The organism is Streptomyces sp. CC53 (genome assembly GCF_001865245.1).
GTDB lineage: Bacteria > Actinomycetota > Actinomycetes > Streptomycetales > Streptomycetaceae > Streptomyces.
In genome coordinates, this window is the sequence record NZ_MKXB01000062.1 from 5,437 (window position 1) to 19,670 (window position 14,234).

Annotated in this window: 14 protein-coding genes; 9 read left to right on the plus strand and 5 right to left on the minus strand. The window is 73.9% G+C overall.

Translation table 11 applies throughout. The annotated features are described in order from the left end of the window. Nucleotides 1–144: 144 nt before the first annotated feature. The 5 genes from BJP40_RS05425 to BJP40_RS33520 all read left to right on the plus strand — a co-directional run bounded on the left by BJP40_RS05425 (nt 145) and on the right by BJP40_RS33520 (nt 4,354). Nucleotides 145–1,341 (plus strand): helix-turn-helix domain-containing protein, encoded by a 1,197-nt coding sequence (locus tag BJP40_RS05425; RefSeq protein WP_107416712.1) that lies wholly within the window; start codon nt 145–147, stop codon nt 1,339–1,341. Continuing rightward, entirely contained in the window at nt 1,338–1,877 is a 540-nt protein-coding gene (locus BJP40_RS05430; RefSeq protein ID WP_071279060.1) for a flavoprotein, read from the plus strand. Before BJP40_RS05425 ends, BJP40_RS05430 begins: the two co-directional genes overlap by 4 nt. A gap of 163 nt (nt 1,878–2,040) precedes the next feature. After that, nucleotides 2,041–2,457, plus strand: coding sequence for a hypothetical protein (locus BJP40_RS36205; protein WP_071279062.1), 417 nt, complete (start codon nt 2,041–2,043; stop codon nt 2,455–2,457). A gap of 30 nt (nt 2,458–2,487) precedes the next feature. Then, the gene (locus tag BJP40_RS05440) at nt 2,488–3,291 is read left to right on the plus strand and encodes an exodeoxyribonuclease III (RefSeq protein ID WP_071279064.1); all 804 of its coding nucleotides are present in this window, start codon (nt 2,488–2,490) and stop codon (nt 3,289–3,291) included. A 358-nt stretch (nt 3,292–3,649) separates the two neighbouring features. Continuing rightward, entirely contained in the window at nt 3,650–4,354 is a 705-nt protein-coding gene (locus BJP40_RS33520) for a hypothetical protein (RefSeq protein WP_071279066.1), read from the plus strand. Between the two features lie 413 nt (nt 4,355–4,767). Here the strand turns inward: BJP40_RS33520 and BJP40_RS05455 are convergent, their stop codons facing one another. The 4 genes from BJP40_RS05455 to BJP40_RS05470 all read right to left on the minus strand — a co-directional run bounded on the left by BJP40_RS05455 (nt 4,768) and on the right by BJP40_RS05470 (nt 8,118). Further along, nucleotides 4,768–5,559, minus strand: a complete 792-nt coding sequence (locus BJP40_RS05455; protein WP_071279070.1) for an ABC transporter permease — start codon at nt 5,557–5,559, stop codon at nt 4,768–4,770. After that, nucleotides 5,556–6,554, minus strand: a complete 999-nt coding sequence (locus BJP40_RS05460; protein WP_071279072.1) for an ATP-binding cassette domain-containing protein — start codon at nt 6,552–6,554, stop codon at nt 5,556–5,558. Before BJP40_RS05460 ends, BJP40_RS05455 begins: the two co-directional genes overlap by 4 nt. Before the next feature lie 115 nt (nt 6,555–6,669). Then, nucleotides 6,670–7,512 carry a DUF4097 family beta strand repeat-containing protein gene (locus BJP40_RS05465; protein ID WP_071279074.1) on the minus strand — a complete coding sequence of 281 codons (843 nt, stop codon included), beginning with the start codon at nt 7,510–7,512 and terminating at the stop codon, nt 6,670–6,672. A gap of 84 nt (nt 7,513–7,596) precedes the next feature. After that, nucleotides 7,597–8,118, minus strand: coding sequence for a hypothetical protein (locus BJP40_RS05470; protein ID WP_071279076.1), 522 nt, complete (start codon nt 8,116–8,118; stop codon nt 7,597–7,599). 760 nt (nt 8,119–8,878) lie between these two features. Here BJP40_RS05470 and BJP40_RS05475 point away from each other — a divergent pair. Beyond that, a complete protein-coding gene (locus BJP40_RS05475) occupies nt 8,879–9,829 on the plus strand; it encodes a hypothetical protein (RefSeq protein ID WP_143065887.1) in 951 nt (316 codons plus the stop codon). 159 nt (nt 9,830–9,988) lie between these two features. On the opposite strand, the gene BJP40_RS05480 is transcribed toward BJP40_RS05475, so the two are convergent. Further along, nucleotides 9,989–10,636 carry a MerR family transcriptional regulator gene (locus BJP40_RS05480; RefSeq protein WP_071279114.1) on the minus strand — a complete coding sequence of 216 codons (648 nt, stop codon included), beginning with the start codon at nt 10,634–10,636 and terminating at the stop codon, nt 9,989–9,991. 171 nt (nt 10,637–10,807) lie between these two features. On the opposite strand from BJP40_RS05480, the gene BJP40_RS05485 reads away from it, so the two are divergent. The 3 genes from BJP40_RS05485 to BJP40_RS05495 are packed head-to-tail and all read left to right on the plus strand — an operon-like array spanning nt 10,808 to nt 14,132. Further along, the gene (locus BJP40_RS05485; RefSeq protein WP_071279078.1) at nt 10,808–12,355 is read left to right on the plus strand and encodes an NAD(P)/FAD-dependent oxidoreductase; all 1,548 of its coding nucleotides are present in this window, start codon (nt 10,808–10,810) and stop codon (nt 12,353–12,355) included. Then, nucleotides 12,352–13,254, plus strand: a complete 903-nt coding sequence (locus BJP40_RS05490; RefSeq protein WP_071279080.1) for an alpha/beta fold hydrolase — start codon at nt 12,352–12,354, stop codon at nt 13,252–13,254. Before BJP40_RS05485 ends, BJP40_RS05490 begins: the two co-directional genes overlap by 4 nt. After that, nucleotides 13,251–14,132, plus strand: coding sequence for an SDR family oxidoreductase (locus tag BJP40_RS05495; protein WP_071279082.1), 882 nt, complete (start codon nt 13,251–13,253; stop codon nt 14,130–14,132). Before BJP40_RS05490 ends, BJP40_RS05495 begins: the two co-directional genes overlap by 4 nt. Nucleotides 14,133–14,234 lie beyond the last annotated feature (102 nt).

Genomic DNA, 14,234 nt, shown 5'->3' on the forward strand with positions numbered 1-14,234 from the left:
CGCGGCGAGCCACGTGGCGGGCGGGCCCACGGGCGGCGACACGGTCATCGGGCGTCCTCCAGGTGATGCGGTCACGCGGGGACCGTAAGCGCGGTACAACACTCTGTGAGCACGCACTGTGCGTGCCGTGAGCGGGAGGTGCGCATGGGGACTGAACGCGTCGGACGCCGCATCGCATACTGGCGCGAGCACCGAGGGCTCACTCAGTCAGACTTCGGACGGCTCATGGGTCAGTCCCGGCGCTGGGTGCAGGACCTCGAAGGCGGGCAGCGGCAAACCGATCCCAGGCTGTCTGTGCTCCAACGGGCAGCGGAGATCCTGCGCATCCCCCTGGAACGACTCGTGACCGACCCTGCACCCACCCCCGCGTCGACACCCCTCCCCGGCAGCGTGGCGGCCCTGGTGGACTCCCTGCACCAGCCCGCGCACCGGCCCAGCGCCGCCGTGCACCTGCCCGATCTGCGGCGCCGATTGGCATTCTGCTGTCAGGCATGGACCGCCTGCCACTACACGGCCGTCGCCCGCGATCTCCCCGCGATCCTCGCCGCGGCTCACGTCGCTGCCGCAGACAGCACGGAGGGCTCGGTGCTCCTGTCCCGGGCATACCAGCTCACCGCCAGCCTTCTGTTCAAGTACGGGCAGCTCGGCCGTACTCCCGGGGTGCTGGCCGCGGACCGGGCGCTCGTCGCTGCCGAGTCCGCTGGTGATCCGGTGGCAATCGGCGCCGCCGCCCGTCGTGTCGCGCGCGGGCTCATTCATCAGCAGCGACATGCGACCGCCGCCGCCTACGCCAAGACCGCCGCCGCCGAGCTCCGGCCGGAGCTCGAACAGGGAGGCTCCATCGGCCTGTCCACGCTCGGCATGCTGTACCTCGTAGCCGCTGTTGGCGCGACCGGCGCCGGGCGGTCCCCGAGCTCCGTCGCGGAGGCCACTGAGCGACTGGGCGAAGCCGGGGAGGTTGCACAGCGGCAGGGCGACGATCAGGACGCGGACTACACCTCCTTCGGGCCCACCAACGTCCGACTGCACGAGGTGGACGTGCTGCTGCGTCTCGACGACGCGTGGTCAGCGCTGGAAGCCGCGCAGCGCATCGACCCCGGCGCCCTGGCAGGACTCGGCAGGGAACGGCAGGCCCGTCACCTCGTGACCAGTGCACGCGCTTCGGCCTTGACCCGGCGCCGCGAGGACGCTACTCAGTTCCTCCTGGACGCAGAGCAGTTGGCGCCCGAGGAGGTACGGCGGCCCTCTGTGCTCGGCCTGGTGCGGGAACTGCTGATCCTCGTGCCGAACCCCGACCTCAGCTTGCGTGAGCTTGCGCAGCGCTGTGGACTTCGCCCATGACGCGAGTGCTTTACCTCATCGCCACTGCTGCCGGGCCGACCCAATACATCGACCGCGGAGTGCACGCCGCGAAAGCCGCCGGCTGGGACACCTGCCTCATCCTCACCCCCACCGCGGCCAGCTGGTGGGAAGGTCGGCTCAGCGAACTGGAGCAGCTGACGGGGCACCCGGTGCGGCACCGCTACACCCGGCCAGGAGAGTCTGGTGGCCTGCCGAAGGCCGACGCGATGCTGGTGGCGCCCCTGACCACGACGAGTCTGTGCAAGTGGGGTGCGGGCATCACGGACACCGTGGCCCTCGGCATCCCCGCTGAGGCGGTGCACCTCGGCGTGCCTGTGGCGGCGATGCCGTTCTGGTCGACGGCTCTCGGGGCTCAACCTGCTGTCGCTCGGGCGCTTGCCGCGCTGCGAGAACAGGGGGTGGTGCTGCTGGACGGCCCGGACGGCTACCAGCCTCACCCGCCGAAGACGGGCGACGGCGCCTCGTATCCGTGGCACCGGGCGCTTGCTGCGGTAGAGGCTCTGACCCAGGCATGACGAAACCGCCCCCTGCCCTCCCGAAGGAGAACAGGGGGCGGGGGCGTGCAGGTCAGCGTCCGGCGAGTTCGTACAGCGTCAGACCCAGCGCCGCGACCGCGGTCACCGCGGCCAGCGACGGCAGCGGCCACCGCGACCGCTCCAGCGCATCGAGGCGCCTCTCGTGATCGGCGAGCTGCCGGTCCGTCTGATCCGACCGCTGCACCAGGAGAGGGAGCGCGCCCGGCTGGAGGCGGAAGCCGCCCGGCTGGAGCGCGGTCTGGCGAACCTGCGCGCCCAGCGGGCAATGGACCCGGCCGGCTTCGGGCCGGGGGAGTACGAGGCAGCGAGGGACCGGATCCGGCAGCAGCAGGCCGCGACCACCGCGGCGCTGGAGAGGGTCGCGGTGGTGGAGCTGACGCCGCGGCAGGAGGACTACGAGCTGGTGGTGGTGTCGCTCGTGGAGGAGTGGGAGCTGCTCACCGACGCGGAGAAGAACGGGCTGCTGCGGCAGCTGCTCCGGAGAGTCGTGCTGGTCAGAGAGGGCCGACGGTTTCGGGTTGAGCTGCACCCGATGTGGGAGGCTGACCCGTGGGCGTAGGGCAGGGCCCGCAGGGTTGAGGAGTATGTTTTGTACACAGTGACGACCGCCAATGTGAACGGCATCCGTGCCGCCGCCAAGAAGGGCTTCGTGGAGTGGCTGGCCGGGACGGCCGCCGACGTGCTCTGCCTCCAGGAGGTACGGGCCGAGGAGTCCCAGCTCCCGGAGCAGGTCCGCGCCCCCGAGGGCTGGCACACCGTCCACGCCCCGGCCACCGCCAAGGGCCGCGCGGGCGTGGCGCTCTACACCCGCCGCGAACCGGACGCCGTGCGGGTCGGCTTCGGCGTGAGCGAGTTCGACGCCTCCGGCCGGTACGTGGAGGCCGACCTGCCGGGCGTCACCGTCGCGAGCCTGTACCTGCCGTCGGGCGAGGTGGGTACGGAGCGGCAGGACGAGAAGGTCCGTTTCATGGACGCGTTCCTGCCCTACCTCAAGGAGCTGCGGGAGCGGGCGGCGGCCGACGGCCGCGAAGTGGTCGTCTGCGGCGACTGGAACATCGCCCACCAGGAGGCGGACCTCAAGAACTGGAAGGCCAACCGCAAGAACTCCGGCTTCCTCCCCGAGGAGCGCGCCTGGCTGAGCCGTGTCCTGGACCCCGCGGAGGGCGGCTACGTCGACGTGGTGCGCGCCCTCCACCCGGACCAGGAGGGGCCCTACTCCTGGTGGTCCTACCGCGGCCGCGCCTTCGACAACGACGCGGGCTGGCGGATCGACCTCCTCGTCGGCACCCCGCGCCTCGCGGAGCGGTGCGTGAAGGCGTACGTGGAGCGTCCCGCCACCCACGCGGACCGCTGGAGCGACCACGCACCCGTCACGGCGGTCTTCGACCTGTAGGGCGCGGCAGCCCCGGCCGCGCCCGCTGCCGGCCCCGCCGCGGGGCCGTCGGCGGTCCTCCGGTGCCTGGGCGCTCCTACTCAGGAGGCACTGGGTACCTGCGCGGTGCACCGGCCCCCGTCCGCCCTGTTAGAACAGACATCCACGCGATCATGAGTCGTGCGGTGAGGGACGGGGGCGGAACGACGGGCCCCACACGGTACGGACCGGCCTGCTCGGCCGGGGGCTGCGGGCGGGCCGTCCGGCGTGCGGCTGGACCGGACGGCCTGTCCGGGGCGTCGCTGGTGGCGCCGCACCGGACCCGGTCCCGACCCGGGCGCTGCTCGTGCGCGCTGCCGGAACCGAGGAAAGGCCACTGATGACTTCTCGTACGCGATCCGCCCTCCGCTCGTTCGCCGTCTTCGCCCTGGCCGCTGCCGGGCTCGTGGCCGGCTGCGGGAAGAGTCCGGACGCCTCGGCCTCCGGCGGGGCGGAGGGGACGGCGGCGGAGGTGGCCGAGCGGGTGAACGAGACGATGCGCAAGACATCGTTCCACGCCTCGGGGACCACGACCGCCTTCGTCGGGGCGGAGCAGGAGACCTGGTGGGACCCCGAGAAGGGCCTGCGGATGAAGACGACCGGCGGCGGGGTGTCCGGGGAGATGTACTGCAAGGACGGGACCTCGTACATCAGCGCGCCCCTGTTCGCCGACATGCTGGAGGAGCGCGGGCAGAACGTCACGGTGCCCGACCGGCTCGCGGATGTCTTCGTGACCACGGGAAGCGGGCAGGGCTGCGACGCGTACTTCGCGGTCTCCGATACCGCGGAGTTCCTCCCCGAGGAGGACACGACGGTCGGCGGCACGGCGGCGAAGGCCCTCAAGGTGTACGCGGGCACCGCCTCCGACACGTACTTCGTCGCGGACGGCGACACGGCCCGGCTGCTCCGGCTGGACTCGCTGAGGAACGGCCGCAGGAGCACGACGACGTACGACTCGTTCGGGGACTCGTTCTCGATCTCGATACCCCCGAAGGAGAAGACCATGTCCTTGGAGGCGTTCCGCCGGGAGGCGGGTGCGGAGTAGTGCACGGCCCCGCAGCCGGACGGGGCTCTCGCACGGGGGTGTCCTCGCGGGGTGGGCTGTCTCCTGGAACGGGTGCCACGTGCGCTGCGTGCACCTGGGCACCGGCGGGGCGGCCAGGCGGTGGTGAGGACCGGCGGCAGGTCGTCCCTGCTCCGGACGGTCGTCCGGGTGCCCCGGGTGCGCCCGCCGTCCCGGGACACGCGCAGCGTCAGCAGGGGCTTCGCGGTGCCGGCGGGGGCGCTGCGGCCGTCGCCGGCCGTTCCGGTGGCGGTGGCCGCCGGTGTACTGCGGGGCCGTCACGCCGACGGGCGGATCGTCGGTGCGGGGACGATCCGCCCGTCGTTCCGGGGCGCGCGCAGGGGCGGGGGTGACGGCCGTCCGCGGGGGCTCACCCGGGCGGACCGCGGCCGGTCCTACTTCGGGTCGCGGTGGAACACCGACGTGGACCACGCGTAGCCGAGGACGGCCAGGCCCAGGGACCAGGCGACGGCCAGCCACCCGTTGTGGCCGATCCCGCTGCCCAGCAGCAGCCCGCGCAGCGTCTCGACGGCCGGGGTGAACGGCTGGTACGCGGCGATCGGCTGGAACCAGCCGGGCATCGCGTCGACCGGGACGAACGTGCTGGAGATCAGCGGCAGGAAGATCAGCGGCATCGCGGTGTTGCTGGCCGCCTCGGCGTTGGGGCTGATCAGGCCCATCCCGACCGAGATCCAGGTGAGCGCCAGCGCGAACAGCACCAGCAGCCCGAACGCCGCCACCCACTCCAGGACGGTGGCGTCCACGGACCGGAAGCCGATGGCGACCCCGACGGCCCCGACGAGGAGCACGCTGGCCACGCACTGCAGCACGCTGCCGACGACATGCCCCACGAGTACCGACCCGCGGTGGATCGCCATGGTCCGGAAGCGGGCGATGACGCCCTCGGTCATGTCCGTGGCGACGGACACCGCGGTGCCGATGGTGGTGCTGCCGATGGTCATCATCAGGATGCCGGGGACCAGGTACGCGACGTACTGCGACCGGTCCGCTCCGCCGCCGCCGATGCCGGCGCTCATCGTGTCGCCGAAGACGTACACGAACAGCAGGAGCAGCATCACCGGCGTGAGCAGCAGGTTCAGCGTCAGGGACGGGTAGCGGCGGGCGGGCAGCAGGTTCCGCCGCAGCATCGTGGACGAGTCGCGCGCGGCGAGGGACAGGGAGCTCATCGGGCGGTCTCCTCGGGCTGGTCGGTGTTCGTACGGGTGGGCCGGCCGCTGCCGGTCAGGGCGAGGAAGACGTCGTCGAGGTCGGGCGTGTGCACGGTCAGTTCGTCGGCCTCGACGCCCGCCGCGTCCAGCCGGTCCAGGTGGGAGCGCAGCTCCCGCTGGCTGCCGTCGCTGGGTATCCGCAGCGCCAGGGCCTCGTCGTCCCGGGCGGCCCCGCGCAGCGCGTCGGCGGCGGACCGGTACGCGGCCGGGTCGGAGAAGCGCAGCCGCAGGTGCCCGCCGGGGACCGTCCGCTTCAGTTCCTCGGCGGTGCCCTCGGCGGCGATCCGGCCGCCGTCCAGCACCGCGATGCGGTCGGCGAGCTGGTCGGCCTCCTCCAGGTACTGGGTGGTGAGGAGGACCGTGACTCCGTCGGAGACCAGTTCGCGCACGATCTGCCACATGGTGTGCCGGGAACGCGGGTCGAGGCCGGTGGTCGGCTCGTCGAGGAAGATGATCCGGGGGTCGCCCACCAGGGTCATCGCGATGTCGAGGCGGCGCTTCATGCCGCCGGAGTAGCTCTGGGCGGGCTTCCCGGCGGCGTCGGCCAGGTCGAAGCGCTCCAGCAGTGCGGCGGTGACGCGGCGGCCCTCCCGGCGGGACAGGTGGTGCAGGCCGGCCATGAGGAGCATGTTCTCCTCGCCGGTGAGCAGCCCGTCGACGGCGGAGAACTGCCCGGTGACGCCGATCGCGGCGCGCACCCCGTGCGGTGACGTGGCGATGTCGTGGCCGGCGACCTCGGCCTGCCCGCCGTCGGGGGAGACGAGCGTGGAGAGGATCTTGACGGTGGTGGTCTTGCCGGCGCCGTTCGGTCCGAGCAGGGCGAACACGGACCCGGCCGGGATGTGCAGGTCGAGGCCGTCGAGGACGGTCTTGTCGCCGTACGCCTTGCGCAGGCCGGTGGCGGCGACGGCGGCGCGGGACGCCCGGCTGCGGCCCCGACTGGATGTGGGCATGACAGATGAGCTCATGGAGCCCTCCTGTTCGAAGGTGAGCTTGCGAGGACGGGAGCAGTGGGGGTGGGGCGGGAAGGCGGTGGGGGAGTGGGGGCCCCGGGGAGGGGCGGCGGAGTCAGTGCCTGGCGCGGAGGATGTCGACGTTGCCCCAGGTGGTCCGCGCGTGGACCTTGACGGTGCCCTCCGTTCCCTGCGGGGCATCCGACGCGGCGAGGGTGTTGCGCACCAGCCCCCGGTGGGACCTGACGTCGACCCAGGCGGCCACGCCTTCGCGGATGCCGATCTCGACGGGGCCGTGGGACGTTTCCAGGTGCACCTCTCCGGAGGAGACTTCGGCGACGCGCAGGTGGCCGTGGGTGGTGGTGCCCGTGACCGAGGCCTCGGCGCACCCGATGTCGACGCCGCCGTGGGCACCGCTCACCCGCAGCTCGCCGGTCACCGTGCCGACGGCCGTCGTGCCGTGGGAGTTCTTCAGGACGGCGGGGCCGTCGACGGTGCCGACGCGGATGCTCCCGGAGCTGCTGGTGATCTCGGCCGCGCCCACCACCCGGTCCACGGTGACCGAGCCGTGCGACACCTCCAGCCGGAGCGGGCCGGTCGAGTCGAGGCGGGTGCCGCCCACCGTGGTCTTCCCGCGGACCTCGCCGAGCCGGCCCTCGCCCAGCAGGTCGACCGCGGAGCCGGTCACGTCGACGGCCGAGCCCTCGGGCAGCTCCACCGCCACGTCGACGGTGCCGCCGCGCCCGAGCAGGTTGGCCTTCGGCGTGGTGACGGTCAGGACGCCGCCCGCGTAGGTGACGGTGGTCTGGTCGGCCGCCCGCACGTCCAGGTCCTTCTTCGGGTCGCGGGGCCGTACGTCGACGACCGTGTCGGCACGGTCGCCCGCGCTGAACCGGAGGGAGCCGGCGTACACGCGGGCCGTGACGGAGATCGGGTCGGGAGTGGCGAAAGAAGGCATGGCTGTACCGTCCTCGTGGGTCCTTGGGCCGTCCCCGCTGGTGGGACGGTATGAGTGAAGTGGTGCGGGCGGCGTGCGGTGCGGCTAGCGCACCCAGCCCGTGAAGCTCTGCCCGAGGGTGCGGGTCCGCTCCGCGGTACGCGGCCGCGCGCCGCCGTCGACGGCGGCCGACACGGCCCGGACGAGCCAGGCGTTGACCGACAGGCCCTCGCGGCCCGCTGCCTCCTCGGCGCGTGCCTTGAGGTGCGCCGGCAGGCGCAGGTTGACGCGGGCGGTGCCGCCCTCGTCGCCTTCGGCGGGCGCCGGGGCCCTGAGGGGTTCGACGGTCTCGGCTGGTCCGGCCGGTTCCGCGGGGCCGTCGGCGGGCGGTGGCGTCACCACGAAGTCGGGGTCGAGTCCGCGCAGCCGTACGTCGACGGAGCCGGGGGCGAGCTCGCGGGTGATCTCGTCCATGGCGTCGGAGAGCACGTTCAGCAGGGTCAGGCGGGTCGCCGACTCCAGGGGGGCGGTGAGCCGCTCGGCCAGCTCGCGGGCCTCGTTCCCGCCGGCCTCGGCGGCCACCGCGAGTTCACGGTGGAGGGTGTCGACATACGGCGTCAGGTCCATGACGCCATAGTGGCATCACTTTGGCGCCGCCGCAAGCCCGAACAGGGCGCCGGGGGGTCGGGACCACTCCCGGGCCCCCGCTGAACTGCGGAAACATCCGGATGGTCGGGGCTCCCGGGTGGGTCTTCGTGGGCACTTCTCGTGAGGTCCCGGTGCCAGAGTGGCGTCATGTGGCGCTACGAGGTGCCGTGTGGTGCCGTATGGGTGCCGCGCGGTGGCGCCTGGCGCCACGGAGGTGCCGCACGGAGCGGCCGGCGGGGCCGAGCCGGTGATCCGGCACTGCGCGAGCCGCCAGGCCCACCTCCCGTAACGGCCCCGGCCCGCGCCCCGACGTGGACCCCGGCCCGGCCGGGGCGCCCCGGGCCCCCGTCGGCTCGCCGGCGCCTGCTTGCGGCGGTCGCGCGCAGCGACGGCACCGGCGCACGAGCCGCGGGGCGGATGCGCCCGGGAGCCCGGCCCGTGGTGCTGCTGCCGTGCGAGGGCCCCTGCGGGGCCCGGCGCACCACCGCGGATCGTCGTCAACGTCAACGCCCCTCGTCCACGCGCCTTGTGAGGGTGCTGCCGGTACCCGCCTCCCACTCGATCCCGGTCCGCAGCGCCGTCCCCCGCCGTGCATCCCGACCGTTGCTGACAGGGCTGCGTGCGGGTGGTTTCCGCCGGGTGGGACCCCGCCCGCCGAGGCCCGCACCCCAGGGAGGAGGATGCCGGGTGGGAAGGGATTTGAATGCGTTCAAAAAGTTTGTCGCCGGGGCAGGGCCAGGTGACCCGCGCTCGGGCGCTGGAGCAGTTGCGCGTGCGGGACAGGTTCGGGGCGGTGCTGACGGCTTCGGTGGCGGTGCTCTGCGTCGAGGGTGCGGTGGGGGCGATCGCGCTTTCCGTGTACGGACAGACGCAGGAGAGCCCGGCCCTGCCCTACCCCGTGTTCGGGATCGTGCTGCTGGTCGTGCTGGCACCCTTCCTGGCGGGCGGCGCGGCGGCCCTCGGCGCTCCGCTGGCGCTGGTCGTGGTGATGCCCCTGCTGGTGGCGGCCGCATCGCTCGGCCGACGGTTCTCCGGGCGCGAGGCATGGTGGTGGGTTCCCGTGCTGGCGGCCGTCGGGACGGCCCCGCCGGCCCTGGCCGTGGCGGTCCTGGCGGGGACCGGCCCGCTGGCAGGAGCCGGGGGATGGCTCTCGGCCGCCGCGGCGCCGGCCATCCCGGCGCTGACCGCCCGCAGGCTGCTGCTGCCGGGCCGTCCGCGGCTCTCCGGGGGTGTGATGTTCGGCCGGGTGGTGCTGTACGGGACACTCGCGGTCGTCGCCGCCGGCACCCTGGCGGGGGTCGCCCAGTACGCCGGTATCGGCTACGAGCCGCCGCGGCTGGGCGCGGAACGGGTTGCCGGGACGTGGTCGGACGGGGACGGCGGCACGCTCGTTCTCACAGCGGCGGGCGAGGCCACCGCGACGCGGGTGAGGACGTTCGACCACGGCGACCCCTTCGAGCCCGTGGCGCAGGAGTGCACCGGCACCGGGACGTGGGCTTACGACGCGGGGGCCGGGCCGTGGTCGCAGGAGGTGGACGTGTCCATCAGTGACTGCCCCATGAGTCCCTGGGCCGTGCTCGGGAGCCTCGACCGGCCGAAGCTGTACGTCTTCGTCGGCGACCCCGACAGCGGGGACCTGTACATCCTGCAGCGCCGGGGCAAGGCCCCGGAAGCAGCGGCTCACCGCTGAGCGGCCCCGGCCGCCGGGGACTGCCCGGGTGCCCGATAGACGGCCCGCCTCTGGAGTGGCGCCGCCTCTGGGGGGCGGCCCCGCATCCTGGCGCGCAACCGCACGGCGCCTTCCCCTGGGCGAGGTCGCGCGCCCCGACTCGCTCAGGCATGGGCCGGGTCAGGGGCCCGGGGGGCGCGCGGTGGTGTCCCGGGAGGCGCGGAGGCGGCGGTCCAGGGCCATCGACAGCTCCGCCTCCACCACGCTCTTCGCCAACGGGCGCAGCGCCGCCGGGTCCTGGCCGGCCGCGTGGGTCGTCAGGACCGTCGTGAAGAGTTCCGCCAGCGCGTCGGCGTGGGTGCGGACCTCGCGGGCGGCGGCCAGCACCGCCGACAGGGGCACGCCCTGCGCGACCAGAGCCGCCGAGACGTCGAGGAGGCGGCGGCTGACGTGGACGAGGTCCTCGCCGTCCGTGGCGAGGTAGCCGAGGTCCAGGGACGCGGCGAAGTTCTCCGCCGTCGCCTGGTCGCCGAAGTAGTCGGCCAGCTGCTCCGGGTGGAGCCGCACCGGCTCCTCCTCCGTGGGCTCGTTCAGGCCGAGCACCTCGCCCACGTCGCGGCCGCTCTCGAACGCCGCCGCCAGGTCCGCGATGCCGTTGAGGGTGTGGCCGCGCTCCAGGAGCGCCGCGATCGTCCGCAGCCGCGCCAGGTGGTGGGGGCCGTACCAGGCGATGCGGCCCTCGCGGCGCGGCGGCGGGATCAGGCCCCGTTCGCGGTAGAAGCGCAGGGTGCGGGGGGTGATGCCGGCGGCGGCCGCCAGCTCCTCCATGCGGTACTCACGCTGCTCACCCTCACTCGACACGTCCGCCACGCCGGCAACCCTATGTCGTACCGACGGTAACTTTCCTCGTCCCGCCCCCTACCGCCCGGTACGGAGCTGCTCTACCCTCCCGACCATGCCAGTGATTGCTGGCAGTGTCCCGGCAGGGTGGGAGGCCGCATGAGCGAGCAGAGCGAGCACGCGCGCGAACACGTCCGAGTGGCGGTGATCGGATCCGGCTTCGGGGGCCTCGGGGCCGCCGTACGGCTGCGCCGCGAGGGCATCACCGACTTCGTCGTCCTGGAGCGGTCCGACTCCGTGGGCGGCACCTGGCGCGACAACAGCTACCCCGGCTGCGCCTGCGACGTCCCGTCGCACCTGTACTCCTTCTCGTTCGCCCCCAACCCCGACTGGCCCCGCACCTTCTCCGGCCAGCCCCACATCCGGGCGTACCTGGAGCACGTCGCCGACACCTTCCGGCTCCGCTCCCACCTGCGCCTGGGCCACGAGGTCCTCATGATGCGCTGGGACGCCTCCGGGCTGCGCTGGGAGATCGAGACCTCCCGCGGCGCGTTCACCGCGGACGTCGTCGTGTCCGCCACCGGGCCGCTCTCCGACCCGAAGATCCCCGACATCCCCGGCCTCGCCGGGTTCCGCGAGGCGGGCGGCAAGGTCTTCCACTCCGCCCGCTGGGACCACGACTACGACCTCGCCGGCAAGCGCGTCGCCATGATCGGCACCGGCGCCTCCGCGATCCAGATCGTGCCGTCCATCCAGCCGCGGGTCGGCCGGCTCACCCTGTTCCAGCGCACGCCCCCGTGGGTCATGCCGCGCGTCGACCGGAGCATCACCGGCGCCGAGCGGTGGCTGCACCGCCAGTTGCCCTTCACCGGCAAGGCCCGCCGCGGCATCCTCTGGGGCATCCGGGAGCTCCAGGTCGGCGCCTTCACCAAGCACCCCGCCCAGATGGGGCTCGTCGAGTCGCTCGCCAGGGCCAACATGCACCGGGCGATCAAGGACCCGGCCCTGCGGGCCAAGCTGACCCCCTCGTACCGCATCGGCTGCAAGCGCATCCTGCTGTCCAACGACTACTATCCGGCCCTCGCCCGGCCGAACGTCGACGTCGTCGCGTCCGGGCTCCGCGAGCTGCGCGGCACGACCGCCGTCGCGGCCGACGGGACCACCGCCGAGGTCGACGCCGTCATCTTCGGCACCGGCTTCCACGTCACCGACATGCCCATCGCCGACCGCGTCGTCGGCGCCGACGGCACCACCCTCGCCGAGGCGTGGAAGGACGGCATGGAGTCGCTGCGCGGCGCCACCGCCGCCGGGTTCCCCAACTGGATGACCGTCATCGGGCCCAACACCGGCCTCGGGAACTCCTCGATGATCCTCATGATCGAGTCCCAGCTCAACTACCTCGCCGATTACCTGCGCCAGCTGTCCCTGCTCGGGCCCCGCGCCGCCCTCACCCCCCGGCCCGACGCCGTCGACGCCTGGAACCGCCGCGTCCAGACCCGCATGGAGCGCACCGTCTGGAAGTCCGGCGGCTGCGACAGCTGGTACCTCGACGCACGCGGCCGCAACACCACGCTGTGGCCCGGCACCACCGCGGAGTTCCGGCGCGCCACCCGCACCGTCGACCTCGGCGAGTACGAAGTCGTCCGGCCCACCGGCGAGCCCGCACCCCGCCGCCGCACCGCCCGCACCGAGGAGGCCGCCGCGTGACCTGGCCCCGCACCCTCACCGCCGTGTCCGCCGACGGGTCGTCCCTGCACGTGGAGGTGCACGGCCCTCAGGACGCACCCGCCGTCGTCCTCGCCCACGGCTGGACCTGCTCCACCGCCTTCTGGGACGCCCAGGTCCGCGACCTGTCCGCCGACCACCGCGTCGTCGTCTACGACCAGCGCGGCCACGGCCGCAGTCCCGCGGTCGACGCCTCCGGATACTCCACCCGCGCCCTCGCCGACGACCTGGAGGCGGTGCTCGCCGCCGCCCTCGCACCCGGCGAGAAGGCCGTCCTCGCCGGGCACTCCATGGGCGGCATGACCCTCATGGCCGCCGCCGCCCGGCCCGGCCTGCGCGCCCACGCCGCCGCGGTCCTGCTGTGCAGCACCGGCGCCTCCCGGCTGGTCGCCGAGTCCACGGTCGTCCCGCTGCGCCCCGGCGCGCTGCGGACCCGGCTCACCCGGGGCGTCCTGTCCTCGCCCGCCCCGCTGGGGCCCGTCACCCCCGTGTCGAAGGCGCTCCTCAAGTACGCCATCATGGGGCCCGGTTCGGCACCCGACCGGGTCGCCGCCTGCGCCCGCGTCGTGCACGCCTGCCCGCGCCGCGTGAGGGTCGCCTGGTCCCGCGTGCTCGGCGCACTCGACCTGGAGGCCGGGGTGCGGGAGCTGCACGTTCCCACCGCCGTCGTGGCCGGCACCGCCGACCGGCTGACCCCGCCCGTCCACGCCCGCGCCCTCGCCGCCGCCCTGCCGCGGTGCGTCGGCCTGGACGAGCTGCCCGGCATCGGCCACATGACCCCCGTCGAGGCGCCGGAGGCGGTCACCGGGCGGATCCGCGAACTCGCCACCACCTACGTACGCGCCGGCGGCGTCCCCACCGACAAGGAGCAGACCGTATGAGCAGGGTCAGCCTGGAGGGGCAGGTCGTCGTCGTCACCGGCGGCGCCCGCGGCGTCGGCGAGCTGCTCGCCCGGAAACTGTCCGCGCGGGGCGCCCGGATCGCCCTGGTCGGCCTGGAGCCCGGCGAACTCAAGCGGGTCTGCGACCGCCTGCACACCGACGGCGACTGGTGGCACGCCGACGTCGCCGACCACGAGGCCATGTCCCGGGTCGCGGCCGAGGTCAAGGAGCGGTTCGGCAAGGCCGACGTCGTCGTCGCCAACGCCGGGGTGGCCGCGGGCGGGCCGTTCACCGACTCCGACCCCGTCGCCTGGCGGCGGGTCGTCGAGGTGAACCTCGTCGGCGGCGCCGTGACCGGCCGCGCCTTCCTCCCCGTACTCCTGGAGAGCCGCGGCTACTTCCTCCAGATCGCCTCGCTCGCCGCCATCACCCCGGCGCCCATGATGAGCGCGTACTGCGCCTCCAAGTCCGGGGTCGAGGCGTTCGCCCACTGCCTGCGGGCCGAGGTCGCCCACCGGGGTGTCCGGGTCGGCGTCGGCTACCTGTCGTGGACCGACACCGACATGGTGCGCGGCGCCGACCAGGACGACGTCATGCGGGAGTTGCGGCAGCGGCTGCCCTGGCCGGCCAACCGCACCTACCCGCTGGGGCCCGCGGTGGACCGGCTCGTCGCGGGCATCGAGCGGCGCTCCCCGCACGTGTACGCGCAGGGGTGGCTGCGCGGCATGCAGGCGGTGCGGGGCTACCTGCCGGGCCTCATCGCGACGGTGGGGCAGCGCGACATGCGGCGCTTCGAGCCCAGGCTCGCGGGCGTCACCAAGGGGCTCGTGGGCGCCGGCGGCGCCGCCGACGAGCAGGCCAGGGCCGGACGCGATTGAGCCTCCCACCGCCCCGACCTGGGGTGTATCACGCTGGGTGTTGATCGAAATGCGCTGGGTGGGGTGCCGTGTCACGCTGGTCGAGCCGGGCCGAACGGGTCC

What these genes read in the sequence shown, in the direction of transcription:
- BJP40_RS05425 (WP_107416712.1), top strand. Translation starts at nt 145, where the DNA reads ATGGGGACTGAACGCGTCGGACGCCGCATCGCATACTGGCGCGAGCAC.
- BJP40_RS05430 (WP_071279060.1), top strand. Translation starts at nt 1,338, where the DNA reads ATGACGCGAGTGCTTTACCTCATCGCCACTGCTGCCGGGCCGACCCAA.
- BJP40_RS33520 (WP_071279066.1), top strand. Translation starts at nt 3,650, where the DNA reads ATGACTTCTCGTACGCGATCCGCCCTCCGCTCGTTCGCCGTCTTCGCC.
- BJP40_RS05455 (WP_071279070.1), bottom strand. Translation starts at nt 5,559, where the DNA reads ATGAGCTCCCTGTCCCTCGCCGCGCGCGACTCGTCCACGATGCTGCGG.
- BJP40_RS05460 (WP_071279072.1), bottom strand. Translation starts at nt 6,554, where the DNA reads ATGCCCACATCCAGTCGGGGCCGCAGCCGGGCGTCCCGCGCCGCCGTC.
- BJP40_RS05465 (WP_071279074.1), bottom strand. Translation starts at nt 7,512, where the DNA reads ATGCCTTCTTTCGCCACTCCCGACCCGATCTCCGTCACGGCCCGCGTG.
- BJP40_RS05470 (WP_071279076.1), bottom strand. Translation starts at nt 8,118, where the DNA reads ATGGACCTGACGCCGTATGTCGACACCCTCCACCGTGAACTCGCGGTG.
- BJP40_RS05480 (WP_071279114.1), bottom strand. Translation starts at nt 10,636, where the DNA reads ATGGAGGAGCTGGCGGCCGCCGCCGGCATCACCCCCCGCACCCTGCGC.
- BJP40_RS05485 (WP_071279078.1), top strand. Translation starts at nt 10,808, where the DNA reads ATGAGCGAGCAGAGCGAGCACGCGCGCGAACACGTCCGAGTGGCGGTG.
- BJP40_RS05495 (WP_071279082.1), top strand. Translation starts at nt 13,251, where the DNA reads ATGAGCAGGGTCAGCCTGGAGGGGCAGGTCGTCGTCGTCACCGGCGGC.